Genomic DNA, 23,009 nt, shown 5'->3' on the forward strand with positions numbered 1-23,009 from the left:
TAGTGCAATCATAGAGCATATTGGTTGAAATGCAAGCCAAATTTTAAGGGTTAGTAGATCTCGCGGCGCAGTCGCTGCATTTGCAGTTCGTGACGCTCCACCCAGCGGTGGGCGTCATCCAGCCGGTGCTCCAGCCGCTGGATGTATTCGTGGAGCTCGCGGCGCTCCTGCTCGCGCCGGGCATCCTGCTTGCGGGTGTCGTCGTTGACCATGCGGTCCTTGGCTTCCAGATTCGAGCGGATCTCGCGATGCAGCCGGTCCAGGCGATGGCGGGCGTCGTTCAGGCGCCCCGCTATCTCGTTGGCGTCGTCGACCGCCTGGCGGTGTTTGGCGGCGGCCACTTCAAAATCCTGTCCGCTGACATAAGCGTGCTTTAACTGGTTGCGCAATTCGACGCGGCAGACTTCCACCGCCATGCCGCTGTTGCTGCGGCCTCGTTCGAAGGCGTTCTCCGGTATGCAGTACTTGGCGTTCTGCGCATCCCAGGCGGCCGTGTAGAGGTCGCGCGTCGCCGCGATGACGAACACGCCGTTGCGACCCGCGTTGGCGATGCGGTCGTCCAGCATGAAGGGTTTGCCGTAGCCGTCGTCGGCGCCGGCCTGGCGCCAATAGTCGGTCAGGCGCGTTTCCCAGGCCTGGCGATACTCGGACTCGAAGATCTTCAGGCCCTTGGCCCGCGCCTCCGTGCCGCGCATGGAGAAGTCCTTGCCGCTGACGGCATCCTGCGTGCCGAGATTGCGCCAGTAGTTGACGATCTCGCCGTTCCAGGCGGCGCGGTAGGCTTCTTCCTGCACCTGCACGCCGGCGCTGCGGGCATTGGACGCGCGGTCGCGGAAGGCGCTGTCCGGCGTGCCGTTGCGGGCGTCGGTGTAGCCGGCGTCCTGCCAGAAGGTGCGGTTGCCGATCTGCCAGCCATCGGCATAGGCGGCTGCGTCGAAGCGCAGCTGCATGCCGGCGGCCTTGGCGCGCGCGGCTTCCTTCTGGGCGGACAGCGGCTGGCCGTCGGTGCCTGAGCGTTTGCCCTGCCCTTTCCAGTATTCGGAATTACCGATCGCCCAGCCGGCATCGTAGGCGGGACGGTTCAATGGCGTCTTGTGCTTGCGGACCTCGTCGCCGGCGGCGTGTGCCTCATATTGAGGCTGGAGACCTTTGCCGCCATCCTGCTGGCCGAGCTGCGACCACAGATCCCAGTTACCCTGCGCCCAGCCGGCGACGTATTGCGCCTCCGCGCCCATGGCTGCGGGTTTCTTGTCGTCGGCGTGATCGTCGCAGAAGTCCTTGCGCTCGGCGTAGTCGGATGGCTCGCCCAGCACGCCGTCCTTATGCCCGATGGCGTTCCAGTCGCCTACCTTGCAATCGGCAATGCGCTGCATGGTGGATTGGCAGCCGGCCAGCAGCAGCGGCACGGCGAGGATCAGTGGTCGAAAACGGGTCAGGTAGTTCATGGCGGCGTATGAGAGTGTCAGCGGCCCGATTATATGGCATAAAGTACACGTCACTCCCGTACGTCGGCAAAGCTGACGACGACCAGCAATCCCGGCCCGTTGCCGCGATTGGCCAGCTGGATGCGCCCCTGGTTGCGCGCAGCGGCGCGTTCGGCGATGGCCAGGCCCAAGCCACTGCCCGCCTGGTCCTGGTCCGGCAGACGGAAGAACCGCTCGAACACCTTGCGTTGCATTTCCGGCGCGATGCCCGGCCCCTGGTCGGAGACCGAGAGCACTATGCGCCCGCCAACCTCCGCGACAGCCACCGTCACGCGGCCACCTTCCGGCGAATACTTGACCGCGTTGCTGACCAGGTTATCGATCAAGGACGCCATGCTTTCCAGGTGCATGGCCAGCATGCAGCGCTCCGGCGCCTGCAGTTCGATTTCGACATGGCGCGTGGCGGCGATCTGCCCGGCCAGCGCCAGCCGGTCCGCCACCAGTTCGACCAGGTCGCGCGGCACCAGGCTGGCGTGATCGCTGTCGCCGCCCGAGCGGGCCAAGGCCAGCAACTGGTGCACCGTGTGGGTGGCGCGCTGCACGCCCGTGCGCAAGCCCTGCCCGGCCTCCTCCACCCGCTGCGCCGTGCGTGTCGTGGTCAGCGTGTCGGCGTTGATCTGGATGATGGACAGCGGCGTCTTGAGCTCGTGCGCGGCATCGACCAGGAACTCCTGCTCGCGCTCCAGCCTTTCGGTCAGCCGCTCCATCAGGCGATTGACCGATCCGACCAGCGGCGACAACTCCAGGTACGGCGACGGCGCCAGCGGCGACAGGTCGGTGGCCGAGCGCTCCTCGATCTCGCCGACGATGGACTTCAACGGCCGCAGCCCGACGCGGATGATGAACCACGCCGGCAGCAGCAGGAACGGTACGCTGAACAGCAGCGGCGCGAAATAGTAGCCGATGCTGGACACTTGCAACATCCACTCGCCGATCACCTCCGTCGCCATCCGCACCGTGACGCCGGTGGCGGCATCGTCTTCGACCGACACCACCCAGCCATCCTTGAGCGGCTGGCCGTGCGGGCCGGCGGCGGCATTGGTGGCCGGCAGGCCGGCATCCGGCGAGGCATAGACCAGTTGCCCATGGCGCCATACCTGCGTTTGCAACGCCGGGATGTACCAGCCCAGCTCCGTGTAGAGCGCGTAGTGCAGCTGCTCCATCTTGCGCACCAGCGGCTGGACCTGCTCCGGCGGCCGCTCGCCGACGGTTTGCATCAGCACGATGATGCGCAAGGCGCTGGCGCGCAGTTCGCGCTGCATGTCGCGCCGCTTGCTGGTGCGGGTTTCGTAGACATCCAGCGCCAGGTTCGCCAGCCAGATCAGCATCATCACCGAGATGAAGCCGAACAGCAGCCGCTTGAACAGCGAGCGGTTGTGCATCATCACTTGTCGACCACGTAGCCGACGCCGCGCACGGTGCGGATATAGCCCTCGCCGATCTTCTGCCGCAGGTGCGACATGTGCACGTCCAGCGCCGCGCCTTCGCTGTGGGGCAGCGCGCGCGATTCCAGCTCGCGCCGGGTCAGCACGCGGTCCGGGTAGCGCATCAGCGCGTGCAGCAGCGCGAATTCGGTTTTCGACAGCACCACGTTGGCCCCGGCGCGGGTCAGCAGCATGCGCTTATCGTCCAGCACCAGGTCCTTGACCTTCCACACCGGCTCGCCGGATTCGCTCCAGCCGGTGGCGCGCCGCATCACCGCGCGCAGCCGCGCCAGCAGTTCCGTGACGACGAAGGGCTTGACCAGGTAGTCGTCGGCGCCGCGATCCAGGCCGTTCAAGCGGTCCTCCAGGCTGTCGCGCGCGGTGATCACCAGGATGGGCAGCGTGTGGCCGGCCGAGCGCAGTTCGCGCAGCACGTCGATGCCGTTCCCGTCGGGCAGGCCCAGGTCCAGCAGCACCGCGTCGAACGGTTCGTTTTCCACCCAATGGCGGGCGTCGCTGGCGCGCCGTACCCAGATCACATCCTGTCCCGCATCCTGCAAGGCCGCTTGCAAGGCCTTGCCCAATTCCAGGTCGTCCTCGACCAGGCAAATCTTCATATGTCGCTACCTCTTTCGTGAAGCCCGTATCTACGCATCTTCTTGCCGAACTGTCAATCGTCTGCGCGCCACAACGTTAGGAAAACCTTAAGGTTCCTTTTGGGTGGCGTTAAGGAAGACTAGGGACAATCTGGCCACACTTAAAACGAGGGAGACCAGATGGACAGCAACGCAGGGATCAAAACGACGCTCACGCCTATCGCTACGGCTGTGGCATTGATGCTGGCATGCGCCGCCGCCGTGCCGGCAATGGCGCAACAGCAGGCCGGCGACACCGCCCAACCGCCCGAACAGGTGATGGTGACCGGCATCCGCGCTTCCCTGCAACAGGCGCTGGCCCGCAAGCGCAATAGCGATACGCTGTCCGAAGTGGTATCGGCCGAAGACATCGGCAAAATGCCGGACAAGAACGTGGCCGACGCCATCCAGCGCGTGCCGGGCGTGAACATCTCCTCCTCCGCCGGCGGCGAAGGCGGTTTCGCCGAAAATGACCGCGTCAGCATTCGCGGCACCAGCTCCAGCCTGACCCAGACGCAGGTCAACGGCCATGCGATCGGGACCGGCGACTGGTTCGTGCTGGACCAGGCGGGCGCCGTCGGACGCAGCGTCAGCTACGCGCTGTTGCCGTCGGAAATCGTCAGCGCCGTCACGGTGCAGAAAAGCCAGCAGGCCGACATGGTCGAAGGCGGCGTGGCCGGCTCGGTCAACATCGAGACCCGCAAGCCGCTCGACTTCAAGAAGCAGCTGACGTTGGAGGGCACGGTGCAAGCCATCTACTCCGACCTGCCGAGCAAGACCGATCCGCAAATGAACGCGCTGCTCGGCTGGAAGAACGACGCCAAGACCTTCGGCGTGCTGGTGCAGCTGTTCTCTGAAAAGCGCCACGAACGCCGCGACGGCCAGGAGTTCTACGGCTACACCGCCATCGCCGCCGACAGCAACGCCGCCAAGGCGCACCCGGAACTGGCGGGGATCCTGGCGCCGGCCGGCATCAGCGCCTCGCTGTTCGAGCAGACCCGCAAGCGCACCGGCGGCGCCTTCGACCTGCAGTTCAAGCCCAGCAAGGACCTGACCTTCGACCTCAACGGCTTCAGCTCGCAGCTGGACGCGGCCAACTACAACCGCAGCTTCTACAACAACATCTCCGCCAACATCAACGCCACCAATCCGGATACCGGCGCCTCGGTCGGCGTGGTCCCTTCGGCCTACACCATCAAGAGCGGCACGCTGGTGGCGGCCACGATACCGGCATCGCAGTACCCTGCCGTCAGCGCCACCCAGACCTACAACTCCTCGCTGTACTCGGCCTTCGGCGACCAGATCTACCGTCCCGGCTCGTCGTCCTCGTCGGCCTACCTTGACCTGGACGGCAGCTACAAGGTCAATCAGGACCTGCGCATCAGCGGCAGCGTGGGCTACACGCGCGGCTCCGGCAAGACCCCTGCCGATATCGGCTACGAGGCCGGCCTGACCGGCGCCGGTTCCAGCTACACGCTGAACGGCTTGTCGCCGGCCACCATGTCCTTCCCCGGCGCGGACACGTCCAAGTTCACCAACTACGTCACCGCCTCAGCCTGGGGTTCGCATGTCATCACCAAGGACAGCGAAAAATACGCCCAGGCCGACGGCGAATTACGGCTCGATCGCGGCGTCATGGAATCGGCCAAGTTCGGCGTGCGCTTCGCCGAGCACCATCGCAGTGTGAGCCAGCCGGAGAACCGCAGTTGCAAAGCCTGCGACGGCACCACCTCGGCGCCGCTACCGGCGTGGGGCGGTTCCACCTACCCGTCCAACTTCGGCAACGGCATCACCAGCAGCGCCGACTTCCTGCGCAATGTATGGCAGATCAAACCCGGCGACATCGCCGCCTGGGCCGCCAAGTACGACCTGGCGGGCGGCCCGACCACCGAGAACTGGGCCGGCGAAATGGACGTCAAGGAGAAATCCAGCGCCATCTACGGCATGGTCAACCTGGCCGGCGACGGCTGGCGCGGCAACGTGGGCGTGCGCTATGTGCGCACCAAGCAGGCCACGATCACCAACATCCCCGGCGGCGACCATCCCATCGGCCAGGACAACGTGAACGGCGTCTACACGCCGACGCTGAACGAGACCACCTACAACGACCTGTTGCCTAGCGCGAACTTCAAGTTCGACCTGTCGCCCAGCTTGGTGGCGCGCGCCGCCGTCGCCAAGACCATGGCGCGCCCCGACTTCAGCGCCATGGTCGGCGCGGTCACACTGAACGACACCAACCTGACCGGCAGCAGCGGCAACCCCAGGCTGAAGCCGGTGCGTTCGACCAACTACGACGTCGCGCTGGAATGGTACTTCGCGCCGAAAGCGCTGCTGTCGGCCGGCGTGTTCTACATGGACATGTCGTCCTACGTCACCTACGGCACGGCCAACCTCACCTACTTCAACAACTCGTTCAAGCGCTTCGACAGCTACGCCATCTCTTCGCCGACCAATATCAGCGCCAAGAACAAGGGCGTGGAGCTGGCCTACCAGCAGCACCTGTTCGGCGGCGTCGGCGTGCTGGCCAACTACACCTACACCGACGGCAGCGCGGCGGACGGCAAGCCGGTTGTGGGCAATTCGAAGAACACCTACAATGCCGAGACCTACTACGAGGACGACCGCTTGAGCGCCCGCCTGGCCTATACCTATCGCTCCAGCTTCTCCGGCGGCTTGTACAACAGCTTCCCGCAGGTAATGGCGGGCACCGGCAACCTGGCGGCGTCGATCAACTACAAGATCAACGAGAACCTGTCGATTACCTTCGATGCGCTGAACGTCAACAACGCCGTGCTGCGCTACTACGGCGAGAACAAGGACCAGCCTATCGCCTCGTATTCGAACGGCCGCCAATACTACCTTGGACTGCGCGGCAAGCTTTGACTATGCGTATCAATTCTATCGACGCGGTGCGCGGCCTGACGGTGGCCGCCATGCTGCTGGTAAACGACGCCGGCGACTGGTCGCACGTCTACCCCTGGCTGGAACACGCCGAATGGCACGGCTGCACGCCGCCGGACTTCATCTTCCCCATCTTCATGCTGATCGTGGGGATCTCGATCAACCTGGCGCTCAGTCCCCGCCTGGATGCGGGGGCGGACGCCGCGCCGCTGGCGCGCTCGGTGCTGTTGCGCTCCGTGCGCATCGTGCTGCTGGGGATCGCGCTGCACGTGGTGGCGATGCTGCTCCTGAACGGGCGCGGCTTCCGGCTATTCGGCGTGCTGCAAAGGACGGGCCTCTGCTTCGCGGCGGCAGGGCTGATGGCCATCTACCTGCGCAGCGCCCGCGCCCAATGGACGGCTTTCGTGGCGATCCTGCTCGGTTACTGGGCGCTGCTGGCGGCGGGCGGTTCGCTGGAGCCGGGCCTGAACCTGTCCGACCGCGTCGACAGCGCGCTGCTGGGCCACCTGGCCTACCAGTACGACGCCGCCACCGGCATCGGCCACGATCCCGAGGGCATCCTGGGCACATTGCCGTCGCTGGCCACCGTCATCCTCGGCCTGCGCGCCGGCGACTGGCTGCGGCGCGGCCAGACCCGCACGCTGGTCCTGGCGGGTGCCGCGACGATGCTGTTGGGCGGCCTGTGGTCGCTGGTGCTGCCGCTGAACAAACAGCTGTGGACCTCGTCCTTCGTGCTGTGGACCGGCGGCTTCGGTCTGCTGGCCGTCGCGCTGGCTCACCGGCTGATCGACGTGCGCGGCTGGCCGCCGCTGGGCCGGACCATGGGCCTGAATGCCATCGCCGCCTACGCCGGCTCCTGGATCGCCACTTGCTTGATTGAAGGCAGCGGCCTGATGGGACCGCTCTACACCTACGTTTTCAGCACCCCGCTGACGCCGATATTCGGACCATGGGCGGCCTCGCTGGCGTTCGCCACGGCGTTCACCGCGCTCTTCTGGCTGGCTATGGCGGGCGCCGAAAAACGCGGCTGGCGCTTCACGATCTGAGGCATTTGCTTCTTTTTCGCAAGTCGCGGTAGCGCTTCCATTACTAGCACAGGTGTTGCAATGCGCTCAACTTGCTTTACAAATTAAAAATATTCCAATTTATACATTGTTCATTCATAATGCATTTAGAACAAGTTAATTGACCAGAATCAATCAACTTTCAACACCGCCGGCGGCCGGAAGCCCGCCTGAAATTCGTATCCTGGAGTTTTCTACATGCGTATTAAATCGATAATGATGGCCCTGTCCGCCGCTGCCGCCCTGTGCGCAGGCGTGGCTAACGCAGCCGTCCCTGGCGAACTGATCGTCAACGGTGGTTTCGAAGTCGGCAACTACGGCCAGATCGGCTACGCCGGCAATCAGGTTCACGGCTGGAGCAGCACCGGCTACAACTTCCTGTTCAGCGACACCAACGCCGACCACGGCGGCGTCAATGGCAGCTACGGCAATCTGCAACTGTGGGGCGCCGGTAATGGCTCCGCCAACGGCCTGGGCGCCAGCCCGGTCGGCGGCAACTTCATCGCCGCCGATGGCGCGTTTGAAATCGCCCCGATTCGCCAGACCGTCAACGGCCTGGTCGCCGGCCAGCAATACAAGCTGAGCTTCTACTGGGCTGGCGCGCAGCAATACACCTTCGACGGTCCGAACACCGAACAGTGGAAAGTGTCGCTGGGCGGCCAGACCATCTCGACCGCAGTGAAGAACAATGCCAACCACGGTTTCACCGGCTGGCAGAAGGAAACCTTCACCTTCACCGCCACCAGCGCCAGCGAAGTGCTGAGCTTCCTGGCCGTGGGTACGCCTAGCGGCGTGCCACCGTTCTCGCTGCTCGATGGCGTGTCGATGACCTCGGCCGTGCCTGAGCCGCAAACCTGGGGCATGCTGGGTCTGGGCATGGGTCTGGTTGCCTTCGCCGCGCGTCGCCGCAAAGCCAAGGCCGCTTAACTCCCGGCCCGCCTGAATCGATGCCGGACGTTCGCGTCCGGCATTGTCGTTTCCGCCTTTTACTACGCCTTGACACTGATGAACGATCTGCTCGCCTACCTGCCTGTTTTTGCCGTCAACGTGGGGCGGCTGTGCGTGTGGCTGGTGCTGCTGTCGCTGGTGTTCGTGCCGCTGGAGCGTTGGCTCGCGGTGCGCAAGGCCCACTTGCCGCGCCGCGCGCTGGCGATCAATCTGGGCCTGTACTTCCTCAACAGCCTGCTGCCGGCGGCCATCGTGGCGGCGTTGATGTCGGTGGTCGCCGTGGCGGCGCAAGCGCTGCTGCCGTCCGCCGTGCCGGCCGCCATGGGCGCCTTGCCGTTGGCTGTGAAGTTGCCGCTGTCCTTGCTGATCGCGGAGATCGGCTTTTACTGGGGCCATCGCTTGAGCCACCAGTTGCCGTGGCTGTGGCATTTCCATTCGGTGCACCACCAGCCGGAACACCTGTACTTCCTGATCAATACGCATGCGCATCCGGTCGACATGATCGTCACCCGGCTGTTCGGCATGACGCCGCTGTACGTGCTCGGCCTGGCCGGCGCCAGCGCGGGCGGCAGCGCCACGCCGGCGCTGGTGATCGTCATCGGCACGGTGTGGGGCTTCTTCATCCATTCGAACCTGCGGGTCCGGCTCGGCCCGCTGGAATCGATTATCGCCACGCCGGCCTTCCATCACTGGCACCACACCAGCGTGGCGCCGCTGGACCGCAACTTCTCGTCGACCCTGCCCTTCCTCGACCGCTTGTTTGGCACCTGGCACTTGCCGGCCGGCTGGCCGGTGGCTTACGGCATCAGCGAGGCCGCGCCAGCGGCGCCCGATCGGCAGCCTTGATCGCATCGGACAGCTTTTCCGCCATCATGATGACGGTGGGGTTCAGGTTAATCAACGGTATCTCCGGGAAGATCGAGGCGTCGATCACGCGCAGCCCCCGCACGCCGTAGACGCGACCCTGCTCGTCCACCACCGCCGCCGGATCGTCCGGCAGACCCATCGGCGCGGTGGCGCATGGATGCTGCAAGGAGCCTACGCCCTGCGCCAACGCCGCCCGGATCTGCGCATCGCTGTCATCGACCGCCGGGCCGGGATAGATCTCCGCCACGATCATGCTGCCCAGCGGTTCGGTGGCGGCCAGTTTCCTGGCCAGGCGGAAGCACTCCACCATGCGCGCCATGTCTTCCTCGCTGCTCAGGTGATTCAGTTCGATCAGCGGCGCGGCTTGCGGATCGCGGCTCTGCAAGCGGATCCGCCCCTCGGACGTGCAATGCATCAGCTCCAGTCCCAGCGAAAACGCCACGCCGGTCGGGCTGATGGCCGGATCGAGCAAATGCGACGGCGAGATGCCGATGTCGAGCTCCTGCTTCGAACTCGCCCGCGACGAGTTGGTCCACAGCTGGGCGCCCACCACCGGATGCTCCTGGCCCTTCAGCTCGGCCTTGCCGCTGAAATTCATCCTGTAGAAGGCGTGATCCAGCAGCCGTGTGCCGACCGGCGCATCGACGACGACGGGAATATCCAGCGCCTCCAGATCCGCCTTCGGGCCGATGCCGGAGCGCAGCAGGATCGCGGCGGAACCGTAGGCGCCGGCACTCAGAATGACTTCCGCACCCTGGACCTTGCTGCCGTCGGCCAGCAGCACCGCTTGTACCGCGCCGTCCTCGAACAGCAAGCGGTCTATCATGCTGCGGTCCAGTATCGTCAGGTTGGGGCGTGCCCGCACGGTGCGCGTCAGATAGGCCATGCCGGTGTTGACCCGCACGCCGTTGACCACGTTCATCGGATTGGGGCCCGCGCCGTTATTGGCTTGCGGATTGTTGAAGTCGTCCACCCGGTTCGCGCCCAGCGCCCAACACGCCTCCACCATCGCCCGCTGCACCGGAGTGATGTAGTCCATGCTCATCTGATGTATCGGCAAGGGGCCGTTGCGGCCATGCCATTGTTCGTCGCCGTGCGGCGCGCTTTCCATTCTTTTATAGTACGGCAGCACCTCGTCGAAGCTCCAGCCCTTCAGGCCTTTGGCGGTGAAGCGGGCGAAGTCGAACGGCAAGGCCCGGCACGCGACCGCGCCGTTGATGGCCGAGCTGCCGCCCAGCACCTTGCCGCGCGGCGCATACACAGGCTGGGCTTGCCCGACCGGCTTGGCGTGGTAGCCCCATTCGTATCTGGCGTCGCCGTTGGCGGCGATGACGTTGCTGCTATAGATTTGTTCGGGGTAGGCGTCGGGATCGAAGGCCCGGCCGGCCTCGATCAGCAAGACCTGATAGCGTCCATCTTCGGACAGGCGGTTGGCCAACACGGCGCCGGCGGAGCCGCCGCCAAGGATGACAAAATCAAAAACGTTGCTGTGTGGGTTCATGGCATTTTTAAAGTGAGTGATTAATCCGGGTGCGGCATGACGACGATGGCTTTCACCACCGCGCCGGAGATGCCGTCCTCGATGGCCTGGTTGATGTCCGCCAGCGGGTACAAGCTGCAGATCTTCTCCAGCGGCAGCAGGCCTTGTCGATAGAACTCGACCAGGCGCGGTATGAACTGCGACGGCAGGCAGTCGCCCATCACACTGCCGCGCACCGTGCGGCCGCGCAGCAGCTGCCAGGCGTCGAACTCCACCAGGCTGCCTTGCGGCAGCACGCCGGTGATGACGCATGTGCCGCGTTCGCGGATGGCGGCCAGGGCGGCGCCGATCACACTTTTCACTCCGCTCGATTCAAAGGCATAGTGGGCGCCCAATCCGTCCGTCAAGGCGCGGACCTGCGCCGCCACGTCGGCGTCGGCGGTCGACAAGATGGTGTCGGTGGCGCCCAGTTCGCTCGCCAGCGCCAGCCGCGCCGGCTTGTTGTCGACCACGATGCGGCGGGTGCAGCCGACGATCTTGCTGGCCATCAGCGCGCTCAAGCCCACCGTGCCCGCGCCGAAGATTACGATGCTGGTACCGGCCTCCGGTTTCAGTGTATTGATGACGCCTCCGGCGCCGGTCATCACGCCGCAAGCGAGCGGCCCCAGCCAGCGCAAATCGACGTCGTCCCGCACCTTGACCAGCGAGCTCTGATGCGCCACCGTGTAGGTGGCATGCGACGATTGGGAAAAGAAATGGCTGTGCACGTCCATGCCGTGCTCGTGCATGCAAACCGAGCCGTCCGGCCGCGCCGCCAGGAAGTTCATCGGCACATGTTGCACGCAGTAGGCGGGCAGGCCAAGCTGGCAGGACTCGCAAACGCCGCAGGAGCCCATCGACATGACGACATGGTCGCCAGGCGCGAAGCGGCGCACCAGCCGCCCTACCCGCTCGACGATGCCGCTGCCTTCGTGGCCGAGCACCACCGGCGTCGGCGTGGGCAGGTAGCCGTCCCGGACATCGATATCGGTGCGGCAGATGCCGCTGGCGATCACGCGGACCAGCACTTCGTCGTCGCGTGGCTCGTCCAGGTCCAGCGCTGTCACGTCCAGCGCCTGATGGGTGGCGCGCGCCAGCGCAGCGGTAATTTTCATGATGTTCCCTTGAGTAGTCTGGGCTCGCCGCCAGAAAGCGAGCACAGTCTAAGAGAGCCGGGAACGGCGAACTAGTCCATAAATACGGGAAACAGTTTCCCACTCGACGCCGAGATCCATATTGCTCATGCCAGCCGCTAGGCCTGTTCGTCGCCGGCAAGAAAGCGTGGACGGTAGTGTCGAAACGCGGCGCGTATCAGTTCGCGCAGATCCTGGTCATGCCATGGCTTGGGTATGAATTTAAAGATCTCGCCCCGGTTGACGCTCTCGGTCACGGTTGCCAGGTCCGTGTAGCCGGTCAGGATCAGGCGTACGGTATCGGGATACATGCTCTTGACGATGGACAGGAACTCGGTGCCGGACATGCCATGCATGCGCTGGTCGGTCACGACCACCTGCACGGCATTGAGCGCCAGCAGCTCCAATGCCTCAGCGCCGTTGGACGCCGTCAGGATATGGTAACTATCCTGGCGCAACAAGCGCTTCAGCGCCGACAGGATATTGGGCTCGTCGTCCACCAGCAGCAGCGTATCGGCCCGGCCGGAAACCTCCCGCTCCAGCGCCAGGCGGCGGTCGCTGCGCAGCATTTGCTCGAACTCATGCGCCGGTACTGGCGGGCTAAAGAAATAGCCCTGGATTTCGTCGCACCTCAGCCTGCGCAGAAACTTTAACTGCGCCTCAGTTTCAACCCCCTCGGCCACCACCAGCATATTGAGGTTATGGGCCATGGCGATGACGGCGGTGGCGATGGCCGCGTCCTCCCTGCTGCGGGTAATCTCCGTCACGAACGCGCGGTCGATCTTGACTATGTCGAATTGAAAGCGCTTCAGATACGCCAGCGAGGAATAGCCGGTGCCGAAATCGTCCAGCGCCAGCGCACCGCCGATCGCTTTCAAGGCCGTCAGGCTGGCCGCGGCTTCGTCCGGATCATCCATCAGTATCGATTCGGTCAGCTCAAATTCGAGATACTCGCGCTCCAGTCCGCTGCGTCGCAAGGCCTCGACTATCGTCGACAGCGCCTGCCGCTTCTTGAACTGGACCGCCGACAAATTCACCGCCACCGGTACGATCTTGACGTGGCGCCGGCGCCAGTCCGCCTGCTGTTCGCACACGGCGTCAATCACCCACGCACCGATCGGCAGGATCAACCCGGTTTCTTCCGCCAGCGGGATGAAGTGGAACGGGGAAACCAGGCCTTCATCCGGATGCTGCCACCGTATCAGCGCCTCGGCGCTGACGATGCGTCCGCTGATCAGATCCACCCGCGGCTGGTAATACAGCAGGAATTGTTGTGCGCTAATGGCCTCACGCAAATCGTGTTCCAGCTGCAGCCGCAGCGCGATCGTGGCATTCATCTGCGTCGAATAGTAGAGGTAGCGTTCGTTGGACGATTTCGCTCTCTTCAGCGCGGCTTCGGCGTGCTTGAGCAAGCTCTCGGCGTCCTGGCCGTCTTGCGGATAGACGGCGATGCCGGCCCGGATGGTCAGGTGGATCGACTTGTTGAGGATGCTGAATGGCTGCTCCAGCACCTTGACCAGCTGCTGTTCGTACAGTTCCACCACATCCACCGCTTCGCGTACCTCCGGTATGAATATGGCAAACATGTCGCCGGCAATCCGGGCCAGGCGCCCCGATTCGCTCAGCGCCGCCCTGATCCTGGCCGCCACTTCGCGCAGTATGGCGTCGCCCACATGGCGGCCATAAACATCGTTTAACTGCGAAAAGCGGACCAGGTCGATCACGACGACCCCGATCTTGCCGACGCTGGCGTGGGCGTCGCTGAGGCACTGTGCCAAGCGCTCATGGAACAACATCTTGTTGGGCAAGCCGGTCAACAGATCAAAATAAGCGATGTAGTTCAGTTGCTCCGCCTTGGCGATAAAGTCCAGGCCGAACGCGATGTCGCCCGCCACCTCGTTAAGCAGTTTCAATTCTTCCGGGTCGAACAGTCCGACTTCGCCGCCGAACAATACCAGCACGCCTGCGGCGCACTGGTCCAACATCAGCGGCAGCGCGGCCACCGCTAGCAGGCCGTGTCGCACCAAGTCTTCCCGCAATGGCGTCAAGGATGGCTCCTCCCGCACGTCGTTGCAAATGACGGTGCGCCGTTCCCTTACCGCGACGCACGCCGGGCGGTCGCTGTCGGGCGTGCCGGCGCGCGCCGTCAACCGGATCTTGTCGACATAGCCGGCGGGCATGCCACGCGAGGCCACCACCGTTCCGTCCTGCGTGACGGCATCCATCATCCCGATAAAGGCCATGGCATAGGCGCCCTCGTCGACGGCGATCCGGCATACTTCACTGAATAAGGCGTCGCGATCGCGGATGCGCACGATGGCAGAATTCACACTGGACAATACCAGCGCGATGCGCCCCAGGCGGGCGATACGGCGTTCCTGTTCCACGTGAACGGTGATATCGTCGGCGATGCCGGCGATGCGCACGATCTGCCCGCTGCTGTCGGCGATCGGAAAGCCGCGCGCGCGTATCCAGCGCAACGCGCCGTCCGGGCGCAGGATGCGGTAGGTCAGGTCGAAGCGGCCGCTCGCCGCCCGCTCGGGCGCACTTTGCAGTAGCGCCGCCCGGTCGTCCGGATGGACCGCCTCGATCCATGAGCCTGGCTGTTCATACAGGCTGGCGCAACTGCGGCCCCATATTTCTTCGTAGGCCAGGCTAACGTAGAACAAACGACTTTCGCATAAGTCGGTCAGAAAGAAGACCTGCGGTATGTTCTCCGCCAATTGACGGAAGCGGACCTCGCTCTTTTGCAGATCCTCCAGCATGCCCATGCGCTCAAGCCCTTCGCGTTGGATTTCCGCCAAGGCCGCCGCCAACGCCGCGGTACGTTCCGTAACGCGCAGTTCCAGCGTAGCGTTGATGCGCTTGATTTCCTGGTGCGCGACGGCCAGTTGCCGTTCGCCTGCGTGCTTGTGGACAGCCACCTCTATATTGAGTTGCAATTCACGGTCATCATACGGCTTGAGCAGAAATGCATAGGGGGTGCTTTCGGTGGCGCGTTGCAGCGTCTGGCTATCCGAATGGGCGCTGACAAAGATGACCGGGATGTCGAGTTCGCGCTTCAGGATGGCGGCCGCCTCGATGCCGTCCATCGCCCCTTGCAGCCGGATGTCCATCAACACCAGGTCCGGCTGGTGCTGACGCGCCAGCTCCAGCGCCTCTTCGCCGCTGGCGGCGATGCCGCACACCAGGTAGCCGTTTTGCGTCAGGCCGCCCTTGAGATTTTCCGCGATCACCGCCTCGTCCTCGACGATCAAGATGCTGATCTGGCGCTCGTCCGCCGTCGGATGCGACTCGTCCGCGTGCTTTCTGACCGCCATCTCGATGTTGAATTGCAGTTCCTGTTCGTCGTAGGGTTTGATCAGGAAGGCGTAGGGCTGGGTCGCCTTGACGCGCTGCAGCGTCAGCTCGTCCGAATAGGCGCTGAGAAAGATCACCGGCACGTCCAGTTCGCGCCGCAGGATCTCGGCGGTCTGGATGCCATCCATGGTTCCCTGCAACCGTATGTCCATCAACGCCAGGCCGGGATGATGGAGGCGGGCCAGCTCCAGCGCCTCCTCGCCGCTGGCGGCAATGCCGCATACCTGGTAGCCGCGGCGGGTCAGCTTCGCCTCCAGGTCGGCGGCGATGACGGCCTGGTCCTCTACGATCAGCAGCGAGGTCAGTATCATGGCGCGATCCTCGCGTTGCCCGGGGTGGCCGCCACGGCGCAGCGCTTGCCCGCCCGTTTGGCCTCGTACAAGGCGATGTCGGCCCGTGCCAGCAGCCCGGCGCCGGAATCGCCCGTCTCCGGGTAGGACGCCACGCCGATGCTGGCCGAAACACTGACCGTGCGCCGGGCCAGCCGATAGGGCCGCGACAGCGTCGCCACCAGCTTATCGGCGACCAGCTTGGCCTGTCTCAAGTCCGATTGCACCAGCATCACGACAAACTCGTCGCCCCCCAGCCGGGCGACGAGATCGGCGCGGCGGATATTGCGTTCCATCCGCGTCGCCACCGCGCACAGCAAAGCATCGCCCGCCAGATGGCCCAGCGTGTCGTTGACGCCCTTAAAGCCGTCGATATCCAGGTAGAGCAAGGCCAGGCAACCACAGTTGCGGTTGCAGATTTCCAGCTGCTGATGCAATTGCTCGATGAAATGGGCGCGATTCGCCAGCCCGGTCAGCATGTCGTAATACGCGTCATGTTCGGCCTTCTTTAGTTTATCGAGGGTCAGCGCCAGTTTGCTCGTGCGCTCCGCCATCTGCTGCGTCAGACTGTTGTTCAGCCGGTGAATTTCCAGGTTGGCATCGGCCAGCTGACGCTCGACCTGGCGCTTGTGCAGCGCCACCTCGACATTGATCTGCACTTCCCGCTCATCGAACGGCTTCACCAGAAAACCGTAGGGCGTCGCCAATTTGGCCCTTTGCATGGTCGCGCCATCGGTATGGGCCGACAGGAAAATCACCCCGGTGTCGAGTTCGCGGCGCAGCTTCTCGGCGGTCTGGATACCGTCCATCGAACCTTGCAAGCGTATATCCATCAGCACCAGGTCCGGCCGGTAGCGATGCGTCATCTGCAAGGCCTCGGGGCCGGACGCCGCCAAGCCGCACACCTGGTAGCCACAGCGCGTCAGGCTGGCGTCCAGATCGGCCGCGATAACGGCCTGGTCTTCAACAATCAACAGTCGGGCGGGGCGCATGGTGGCGCTCATTTCATGCCGGCGCGCGCCGTCAACGTCAAAAAGAAAGTGGCGCCGTTCCCCGCCTGGCTCTCCGCCCACAGCGCGCCCCCATGGTGTTCGACTATCCGCTTGACGATCGACAGGCCCACCCCCGTCCCGGGAAAATCGGCCACGCTGTGGAAGCGTTGGAATGGCTCGAACAGTTTCTCGGCGCCGGACGCGTCGAAGCCGACACCATTGTCCCGCACAAAAAAGGTATGCCTGGCCGCCGCGCCCTCGCCCTCCGTCGTGGCCCCCACCGCGATCGCGGGCTGCTCCTGCCTGGACGTATACTTGATGGCATTGCCCAGCAAATTGACGAACACCTGCCGCAGCATGACATCGTCGCCGACGATCATCGGCAATGGCGCGCAGCAGAACTGGACCGGCCGCGTATCCGATCGCGCGGTCAGGCTACGGAATATGTCTTGCACCAGCTCGTACACGTCGACCTCGCTCAGCACCAGTTCCTGTCCTCGACTCAGGCCGAGAAAACGCAGATAGCCGTCCGTCATGTTGATCATTTCCCGCGCATTTTTCTGCACATGATCAAGGAAACGCTGCCCGCTCGAATCGAGATGCTTGCGGTGCTGCTGGGAGAGCAGATAGGAAAAGCCGGCAATGGCGTTCAATGGCCCGCGCAAATCGTGGCTCACCGCGGCGGCGAACGCCTCCAGCTCGGCAGTGGTCGTGGCGTTGCGCTCCTGGTCGGCCAGCAGGTTCTCCACCTGGCGCGCCAAGGCCTGCACCCGGCTCTGCGTGGCCAGCCGGTCGGTCGAATCAACCAGAACGACCACCGCGCCCAGTATCGTGCCGCTCTCGTCGACGATGGGCGAGGCACTGTCGTCCACAAACCGTTCTGCGCCCGAACGGGTCAGCAACAAGGTATGGGGATCAATGCGTATCGTCAGTCCCTGGCGCAGCGCGCGCGTGGCGGGATCTTCGAGCGGCGTCCGGCTGACTTGGTTCACCAAGCGCACCACCTCGGCAAACGGCTTGCCGGCCGCTTCCGCCTGGCTCCAGCCGGTCAACTTTTCCGCCGCCGGATTGATCAGGATAATCTCGGCCCTGGTATTGGTGGCGACCACCGCATCGCCGATGCTGGTCAGCGTCGCGGTGAGCCAGCGCGCCACGCGGCGCGCCTTGCGCTCCATCTCGTGCCGGGCCGGCGCCATGTCCAGGGCCACGCGTAGTTGCGCATCGTCGAAGGGCTTGACGATGTAGCCGGCGGGATCGGTCAGGCGCGCGCGCTGCAAGGTGGCGGCGTCGCTGTGCGCGGTCAGGAAGATGACCGGCAAGTCCAACTGTTCCCGCAAATACTCGGCCGCCTCGATGCCCTCGGCCTTGCCGTGCAACATAATGTCCATCAGCGCCACGTCGGGTATCGTCAGGATAGCCAGCCGTATCGCCTCGGCGCCGGTATCGGCCGCGCCCGTCACCTCGTAGCCCAGCGCCCGCAGGCGCTGCTGAAGATCTTCCGACACGACGATCTCATCCTCCACGACCAGGACCCGAATTTTGTTCTGTGCAGCTTGCATAGTTTATGACGGTGACTTGAGCACCGACTCCTTGACGTGGATATCGAACGAGGTATGGCCGGGTTCCGAGCGCATCGAAATAGCGGCCCGCAACTGTTTGGCGAACATGCGGACCAGCCGCAAGCCCAACGAGCTCGCTTGATCGAGCTGAAAATCGGCCGGCATGCCGATGCCGTCGTCGTGCACCATGAGCGCCAGCTCGCCGTCCGCCACGGCGCGCAGGGTCACCGTCAGGCAACCGCGCCGATCGTCCGGGAAAGCGTACTTCAGCGCATTGGTCACCAATTCGTTGAGCATCAGTCCCAGCGGCACTGCGGTGTCGATGCTGACCATCGCCGCATCGGTCTGGCATTCCAGGTGGACGTGGGCGTTGGCGGTATAGGAGCGCATCAAGATTCCTGTTAGCGAGCGCACATAGTCCGCCAGGTCCACCGCCGCCAGCGTCTCCGACTGGTAGAGCTTTTCATGGATCAGGGCCATCGACCGGATGCGTCCCTGACTGTCCTGGAACTGCCGCAAGGTATGCGGGTCGCTGATATAGCCCGATTGCAGCGACAGCAGGCTGGCGATGATTTGCAGATTGTTCTTGACCCGGTGGTGGATCTCCTGCAGCAGCGCCTCCTTTTCCTTCAGCGAGGCGCGAATCTGGTGTTCGATCTCCTTGGTACGGGTGACATCGCGGATGGCCGCCGACACCAGCGCGCCTTCGTCGGTCACCACCGGGCTCAACAGGATTTCGGTTGGAAACTCGGTACCGTCCTTGCGCCGTCCATACAGCTCGAGATCGGCGCCCATCGGACGGACCCGTGGTTCGGTGGTAAATCCCATGCGGTGGCGCGGATGCTTGCCTCTGAAGCGTTCTGGCAACAGCACCTCGATTGTCGAACCCAGCAGTTCCTGGCGCGCATAGCCGAACAGGGTCTCGGTTTGCGCATTCACCAGCACGATCCGGCCCGCATCGTTGACGATGACGATCGCGTCCGGGGCGGTCTCCAGCAGGGAGCGAAAACGTTCTTCCAGATGGGTGCGTTCCTCCATTTCGCCGGCCAGGTCATCGAGGATATTCAGGACGGCCTTCTGCATTTCCTCCAGACGAATTTTTTCGTCGTCGGAATCGTCCAGGATATTCAGCACCGCCTTTTGGGTCAGTTCCAGCAGGCTCCTTTCCTCGGCGGCGTCCTCCAGGATATTGAGCACCGCGCGCTGGGCTTCGTGCAGGCGCGCGCGTTCTTCGGCCGCATCGTCGAGGATGTTGAGGACTGCCCGGGCATATTCCTCCTGGCTGAACTGCTGGTCCGGGTCACGCCTGTATGCCGCGATGTCTGGCATCGGCATCATCTTCCTTCCACGGTTCTCAGCTGGCCGATCGCCCTTTTGTGTTCCTCAATCTCCTTCTTCAGCTCGATCATCTTGAGTTCGCGTCCGACCGTCAGGCGTTGAAAACGTTCGAGCTCGGCCAGCCGCTCCAATTCCTTGGTGCGTTGCTCGGCGACTTCGGCCTCGGCTTTTTTTTGCGCCGTCACATCGCGCGCGGCGGCGAACACCCCCAGCACATTGCCGCGCGTGTCCTTGTAGACTGAAGCGTTGTACAGCACGTCGGTGAGTTTGCTGTCGCGATGGCGTATGGTCAGCGGATAGTTCGAGACCAGGCCCTTGTCGAACACTTGCTTGTAGCCCTCGCGCGCTTTTTCCGGTTCGGTGAAGTAGTCGGAGAAATCGGTGCCGATCAGCTTTTCGCGCGCCAGTCCGGTGATTTCCGCGGACGCCGCGTTGACGTCGGTGATCTTGCCCTCGGCACTGATGGTCACCAGCGGATCGAGCGAGGCCTCGATCAGGCTACGGGCATATTGCGACGCCTGCTTCTGCGCGGTGACGTCGCGGGCTGCGGCAAACACGCCCAGCACGTTGCCGCGCGCATCCTTGTACACGGACGCGTTATAGAGCACGTCCGTCAGGCTGCCGTCCTTGCCCCGTATGGTCAGCGGATAGTCGGTGACATAGCCTTCGGCGAACACTTGCTCGTAGCCCTCGCGGGCCCTGGCCGGCTCGGTGAAGTAGTCGGAAAAGTCGGTGCCGATCAGCTTCCCGCGCGGCACCCCGGTGACCTTGATCGAGCCTTCGTTGACGTCGGTGATCTTGCCTTCCGGGCTGATGGTGACCAGCGGATCGAGCGAGGCTTCAATCAGGCTGCGCGCATATTGCGAGGCTTGCTTTTGCGCCGTCACGTCGCGCGCGGCGGCAAACACGCCCAGCACGTTGCCCTGCGCATCCTTGTACACGGAGGCGTTGTACAGCACGTCGATGAGGCGGCCATCTTTGTGCCGGATGGTCAGCGGGTAGTCGGTGACCGCGCCGCGGGAAAACACTTGCTGATAGCCTTCGCGGGCCTTGTCCGGTTCGGTGAAGTAATCGGAAAAGTCGGTGCCGATCAGTTTTTCGCGCGGCACGCCGGTGACCTTGATCGAACCTTCGTTGACGTCGGTGATCTTGCCTTCCGGGCTGATGGTGACCAGCGGATCGAGCGAAGCCTCGATCAGGCTGCGGGCATAGAATTGCGTGGCCCTGAGCTCTTCGGTCAGGCGAATTTCATCGGAAATATCCTTCGAGATCAGCAGATAGCCTATCGCCTTGCCCGAGCTGTCGCGACGTGGCGTGATGACCACCCGCGCCGTGAAGCGGCTGCCGTTGTTTCGCACGCGCGTCAAGGTGCCTTCCCACTTGCCATTCTCCATGGCCGCCGTCATGATCTGCTCGGGGCGGCCGGCGGCGATATCTTCGGGCGTGTGCAGCATCGACGAGTAGGCCTTGCCGATGACATCCTCCGGCTCGTATCCATACAGCCTACGCGCGCCGGCGTTCCACAGTTGGATCTTGCCCTTCAAGTCCTTGCCGATAATGGAATATTCGGTCGACGACTCCAATATATTCTGCAAAAATTCCGATTGTTCGCTGGCGCTCGCCATCGGACCTTCGCTGCCGGAAGCCGGCTTGCTGTGCGAGGACATAACTGTACTTTCTCGTAAGGGCTGAGGATACGGAACCCGTTTCGCGACTCTCTATTCAACGGGGCGCATGACGTCCAGCGGGACGAGATAGGCAAGTCAATACTCATTCACAAGTCACTAGGCCAGCTGGAATATGGTGCGGTTGCTCATTGCAGTGTACTCGCAGCAATTCCGGTGGTCCACCGATTAGTTTAATTTATCGCAACTCCGCAACTCCGCGCCACACGAACTAAGGCCGCGTCTAGAACCTGCGTCGTCCAGTGCGCGACTGCCGATGCGGCCTATGCACCGGCAACGGCACAAACTTGATCTGACACAGAAACGTCGACGCGCCGTCCGCGATTAGCGCCGCGCCGCTTGGTACAGCGGCGCCACCTTGGGCATCAACGCGCTCAGGTCGGTGATGCGAGTCTGGTCGGACGGATGCGTGGACAGGAATTCGGCCGGCGCCTTGCCCTTGTTGGCGGCCGCCATCTTGTTCCAGACCGAGATCGCCGCGTTCGGGTTGTAGCCGGCGCGGGCCGCCAGTTCCAGGCCCATGCCGTCGGCTTCCGATTCGTTCTGCCGCGAGTTCGGCAACACGTACAGATAGTGCGCCACCTGGTTGGCGGCCTCGACCTGCGCCGGACTGTTGGGCGCGGCCATCAGCGCCGCCTGGCTCAGGGCGTTCTGCGCATAGGCTTTCGACACCCGCTCGCGGCCGTGCTCGCGCAAGGCGTGCGCCACCTCGTGTCCCATGATGACGGCGATCTCATCGTCGCTCAGTTTCAGCTGGCGCACCAGGCCGCTGTAGAAAGTGATCTTGCCGCCCGGCGCGCACGAGGCGTTGAGGATGGGCGCGTCGATCAGCACCAATTGCCAGTTCCACTTGGCGGCGTCGTCGCGGAAGGCGCCCACCTGTTTTTCCAGCCGCTTGGCGATGCGGGCCAGGCGATCGTATTCGGCGCCGCCGGTGACCAGGCGGCCGGCCGCCTTCGCCTGCTGGTTTTGCTGGGTGTAGTTCACCAGCGCCATTTTCTCGACCGTATCGGCCGACACCAGCATCAATTGTTGGCGCTGGGCGCCGACGACGCCGGGTTTGGTGGTGGAGGCGCAGGCGGCCAGCGCCAGCGTGATGGCCAGGGTGCAGGCCGTTGCGGTGTAGCGTTTCATGAAGGACTCCCTGTTGGACGTGGAGCTCTTATTTTCCACAAGGAAAATATTTCCCGTCTAATCCAGATCAAGGAGGACGCAATCCTTCGCTATAATCCAACGTCCTCACATGACGAAGAAAGCTTCGGATGATCAAAAGTTTACGTATTGCCGGCGCGCTGCTGGCCGGCCTGTCCGGCGCGGCCGCGGCCGACACCTTCGAAACCATCGAACCGGCGCCGCTGAAGGAAGTGTGGCTGAACGGCGGTTTCTACTCCCGCCACTTCCAGCGCGACAAAGGCCTGAACGACAGCAATCCCGGCCTGGGCGCCGAGTACCGTTTTTCGACGGTGGCATCGGCGACGGCGGGCCGCTTCTACAACAGCGACCGCGGCTATTCGAATTATGTGGGCGTGTACTACCAGCCGTGGAAGATCGGCCCGGTGCGCCTGGGTGCGGTGGCGGGAGCCTTTAGCGGCTATCCCAAGATGCGCGACGGCGGCTGGTTCCTGGCGGCCATCCCGACCGCCAGCTTCGAATACAAGAGCGTGGGCGTCAATGTCGCCATCGTGCCGACCTACAAGGACCGGCTCTACGGCGCCATTTCCGTCCAGCTCAAGCTGAAGGTCTTCGAATAAACCCGGGGTCAGGTCTGACA

At 63.8% G+C, this 23,009-nt stretch carries 16 protein-coding genes; 5 read left to right on the forward strand and 11 right to left on the reverse strand.

Annotation, left to right across the window (positions count from 1 at the left end):
- Positions 1–50 precede the first annotated feature (50 nt).
- The 3 genes from AC1RMD_RS07305 to AC1RMD_RS07315 are packed head-to-tail and all read right to left on the reverse strand — an operon-like array spanning position 51 to position 3,525.
- Complete coding sequence (locus AC1RMD_RS07305) at positions 51–1,445, reverse strand: DUF2799 domain-containing protein (RefSeq protein WP_492925124.1); 1,395 nt, start codon at positions 1,443–1,445, stop codon at positions 51–53.
- Positions 1,446–1,495: 50 nt separating this feature from the next.
- Positions 1,496–2,869 (reverse strand): sensor histidine kinase, encoded by a 1,374-nt coding sequence (locus AC1RMD_RS07310; protein WP_492925126.1) that lies wholly within the window; start codon positions 2,867–2,869, stop codon positions 1,496–1,498.
- Positions 2,869–3,525, reverse strand: coding sequence for a response regulator transcription factor (locus AC1RMD_RS07315; protein ID WP_492925128.1), 657 nt, complete (start codon positions 3,523–3,525; stop codon positions 2,869–2,871). The genes AC1RMD_RS07310 and AC1RMD_RS07315 overlap by 1 nt, the downstream gene beginning before the upstream one ends.
- A gap of 159 nt (positions 3,526–3,684) precedes the next feature.
- On the opposite strand from AC1RMD_RS07315, the gene AC1RMD_RS07320 reads away from it, so the two are divergent.
- The 4 genes from AC1RMD_RS07320 to AC1RMD_RS07335 all read left to right on the forward strand — a co-directional run bounded on the left by AC1RMD_RS07320 (position 3,685) and on the right by AC1RMD_RS07335 (position 9,302).
- Complete coding sequence (locus AC1RMD_RS07320) at positions 3,685–6,426, forward strand: TonB-dependent receptor (RefSeq protein WP_492925130.1); 2,742 nt, start codon at positions 3,685–3,687, stop codon at positions 6,424–6,426.
- Between the two features lie 2 nt (positions 6,427–6,428).
- Positions 6,429–7,490 carry an acyltransferase family protein gene (locus AC1RMD_RS07325; protein WP_492925132.1) on the forward strand — a complete coding sequence of 354 codons (1,062 nt, stop codon included), beginning with the start codon at positions 6,429–6,431 and terminating at the stop codon, positions 7,488–7,490.
- A 216-nt stretch (positions 7,491–7,706) separates the two neighbouring features.
- Complete coding sequence (locus tag AC1RMD_RS07330) at positions 7,707–8,435, forward strand: PEP-CTERM sorting domain-containing protein (protein ID WP_492925134.1); 729 nt, start codon at positions 7,707–7,709, stop codon at positions 8,433–8,435.
- Between the two features lie 78 nt (positions 8,436–8,513).
- Positions 8,514–9,302 (forward strand): sterol desaturase family protein, encoded by a 789-nt coding sequence (locus tag AC1RMD_RS07335; RefSeq protein WP_492925136.1) that lies wholly within the window; start codon positions 8,514–8,516, stop codon positions 9,300–9,302.
- Here AC1RMD_RS07335 and AC1RMD_RS07340 read toward each other — a convergent pair.
- The 8 genes from AC1RMD_RS07340 to AC1RMD_RS07375 all read right to left on the reverse strand — a co-directional run bounded on the left by AC1RMD_RS07340 (position 9,262) and on the right by AC1RMD_RS07375 (position 22,372).
- Entirely contained in the window at positions 9,262–10,824 is a 1,563-nt protein-coding gene (locus AC1RMD_RS07340) for a GMC family oxidoreductase (protein WP_492925138.1), read from the reverse strand. The genes AC1RMD_RS07335 and AC1RMD_RS07340 overlap by 41 nt on opposite strands.
- Positions 10,825–10,844: 20 nt before the next feature.
- Positions 10,845–11,957 (reverse strand): NAD(P)-dependent alcohol dehydrogenase, encoded by a 1,113-nt coding sequence (locus AC1RMD_RS07345; RefSeq protein ID WP_492925140.1) that lies wholly within the window; start codon positions 11,955–11,957, stop codon positions 10,845–10,847.
- A gap of 137 nt (positions 11,958–12,094) precedes the next feature.
- Positions 12,095–15,646, reverse strand: coding sequence for an EAL domain-containing protein (locus AC1RMD_RS07350; RefSeq protein ID WP_492925142.1), 3,552 nt, complete (start codon positions 15,644–15,646; stop codon positions 12,095–12,097).
- Complete coding sequence (locus tag AC1RMD_RS07355; RefSeq protein ID WP_492925144.1) at positions 15,643–16,668, reverse strand: GGDEF domain-containing response regulator; 1,026 nt, start codon at positions 16,666–16,668, stop codon at positions 15,643–15,645. The genes AC1RMD_RS07350 and AC1RMD_RS07355 overlap by 4 nt, the downstream gene beginning before the upstream one ends.
- Positions 16,665–18,215, reverse strand: coding sequence for a sensor histidine kinase (locus tag AC1RMD_RS07360; RefSeq protein ID WP_492925146.1), 1,551 nt, complete (start codon positions 18,213–18,215; stop codon positions 16,665–16,667). The genes AC1RMD_RS07355 and AC1RMD_RS07360 overlap by 4 nt, the downstream gene beginning before the upstream one ends.
- Positions 18,216–18,218: 3 nt before the next feature.
- Positions 18,219–19,553 (reverse strand): sensor histidine kinase, encoded by a 1,335-nt coding sequence (locus AC1RMD_RS07365; RefSeq protein ID WP_492925148.1) that lies wholly within the window; start codon positions 19,551–19,553, stop codon positions 18,219–18,221.
- Positions 19,550–21,220, reverse strand: a complete 1,671-nt coding sequence (locus AC1RMD_RS07370; protein WP_492925150.1) for a PAS domain-containing protein — start codon at positions 21,218–21,220, stop codon at positions 19,550–19,552. The genes AC1RMD_RS07365 and AC1RMD_RS07370 overlap by 4 nt, the downstream gene beginning before the upstream one ends.
- Before the next feature lie 342 nt (positions 21,221–21,562).
- Positions 21,563–22,372 (reverse strand): M48 family metallopeptidase, encoded by an 810-nt coding sequence (locus AC1RMD_RS07375; RefSeq protein WP_492925152.1) that lies wholly within the window; start codon positions 22,370–22,372, stop codon positions 21,563–21,565.
- 128 nt (positions 22,373–22,500) lie between these two features.
- Between AC1RMD_RS07375 and AC1RMD_RS07380 the strand changes: the two genes are divergently transcribed.
- Positions 22,501–22,989: a hypothetical protein gene (locus AC1RMD_RS07380; RefSeq protein ID WP_492925154.1), complete on the forward strand. Its 489-nt coding sequence runs from the start codon at positions 22,501–22,503 to the stop codon at positions 22,987–22,989.
- Positions 22,990–23,009 lie beyond the last annotated feature (20 nt).

It is taken from the genome of Duganella sp. GW822-FHT06D06 (assembly GCF_058799615.1).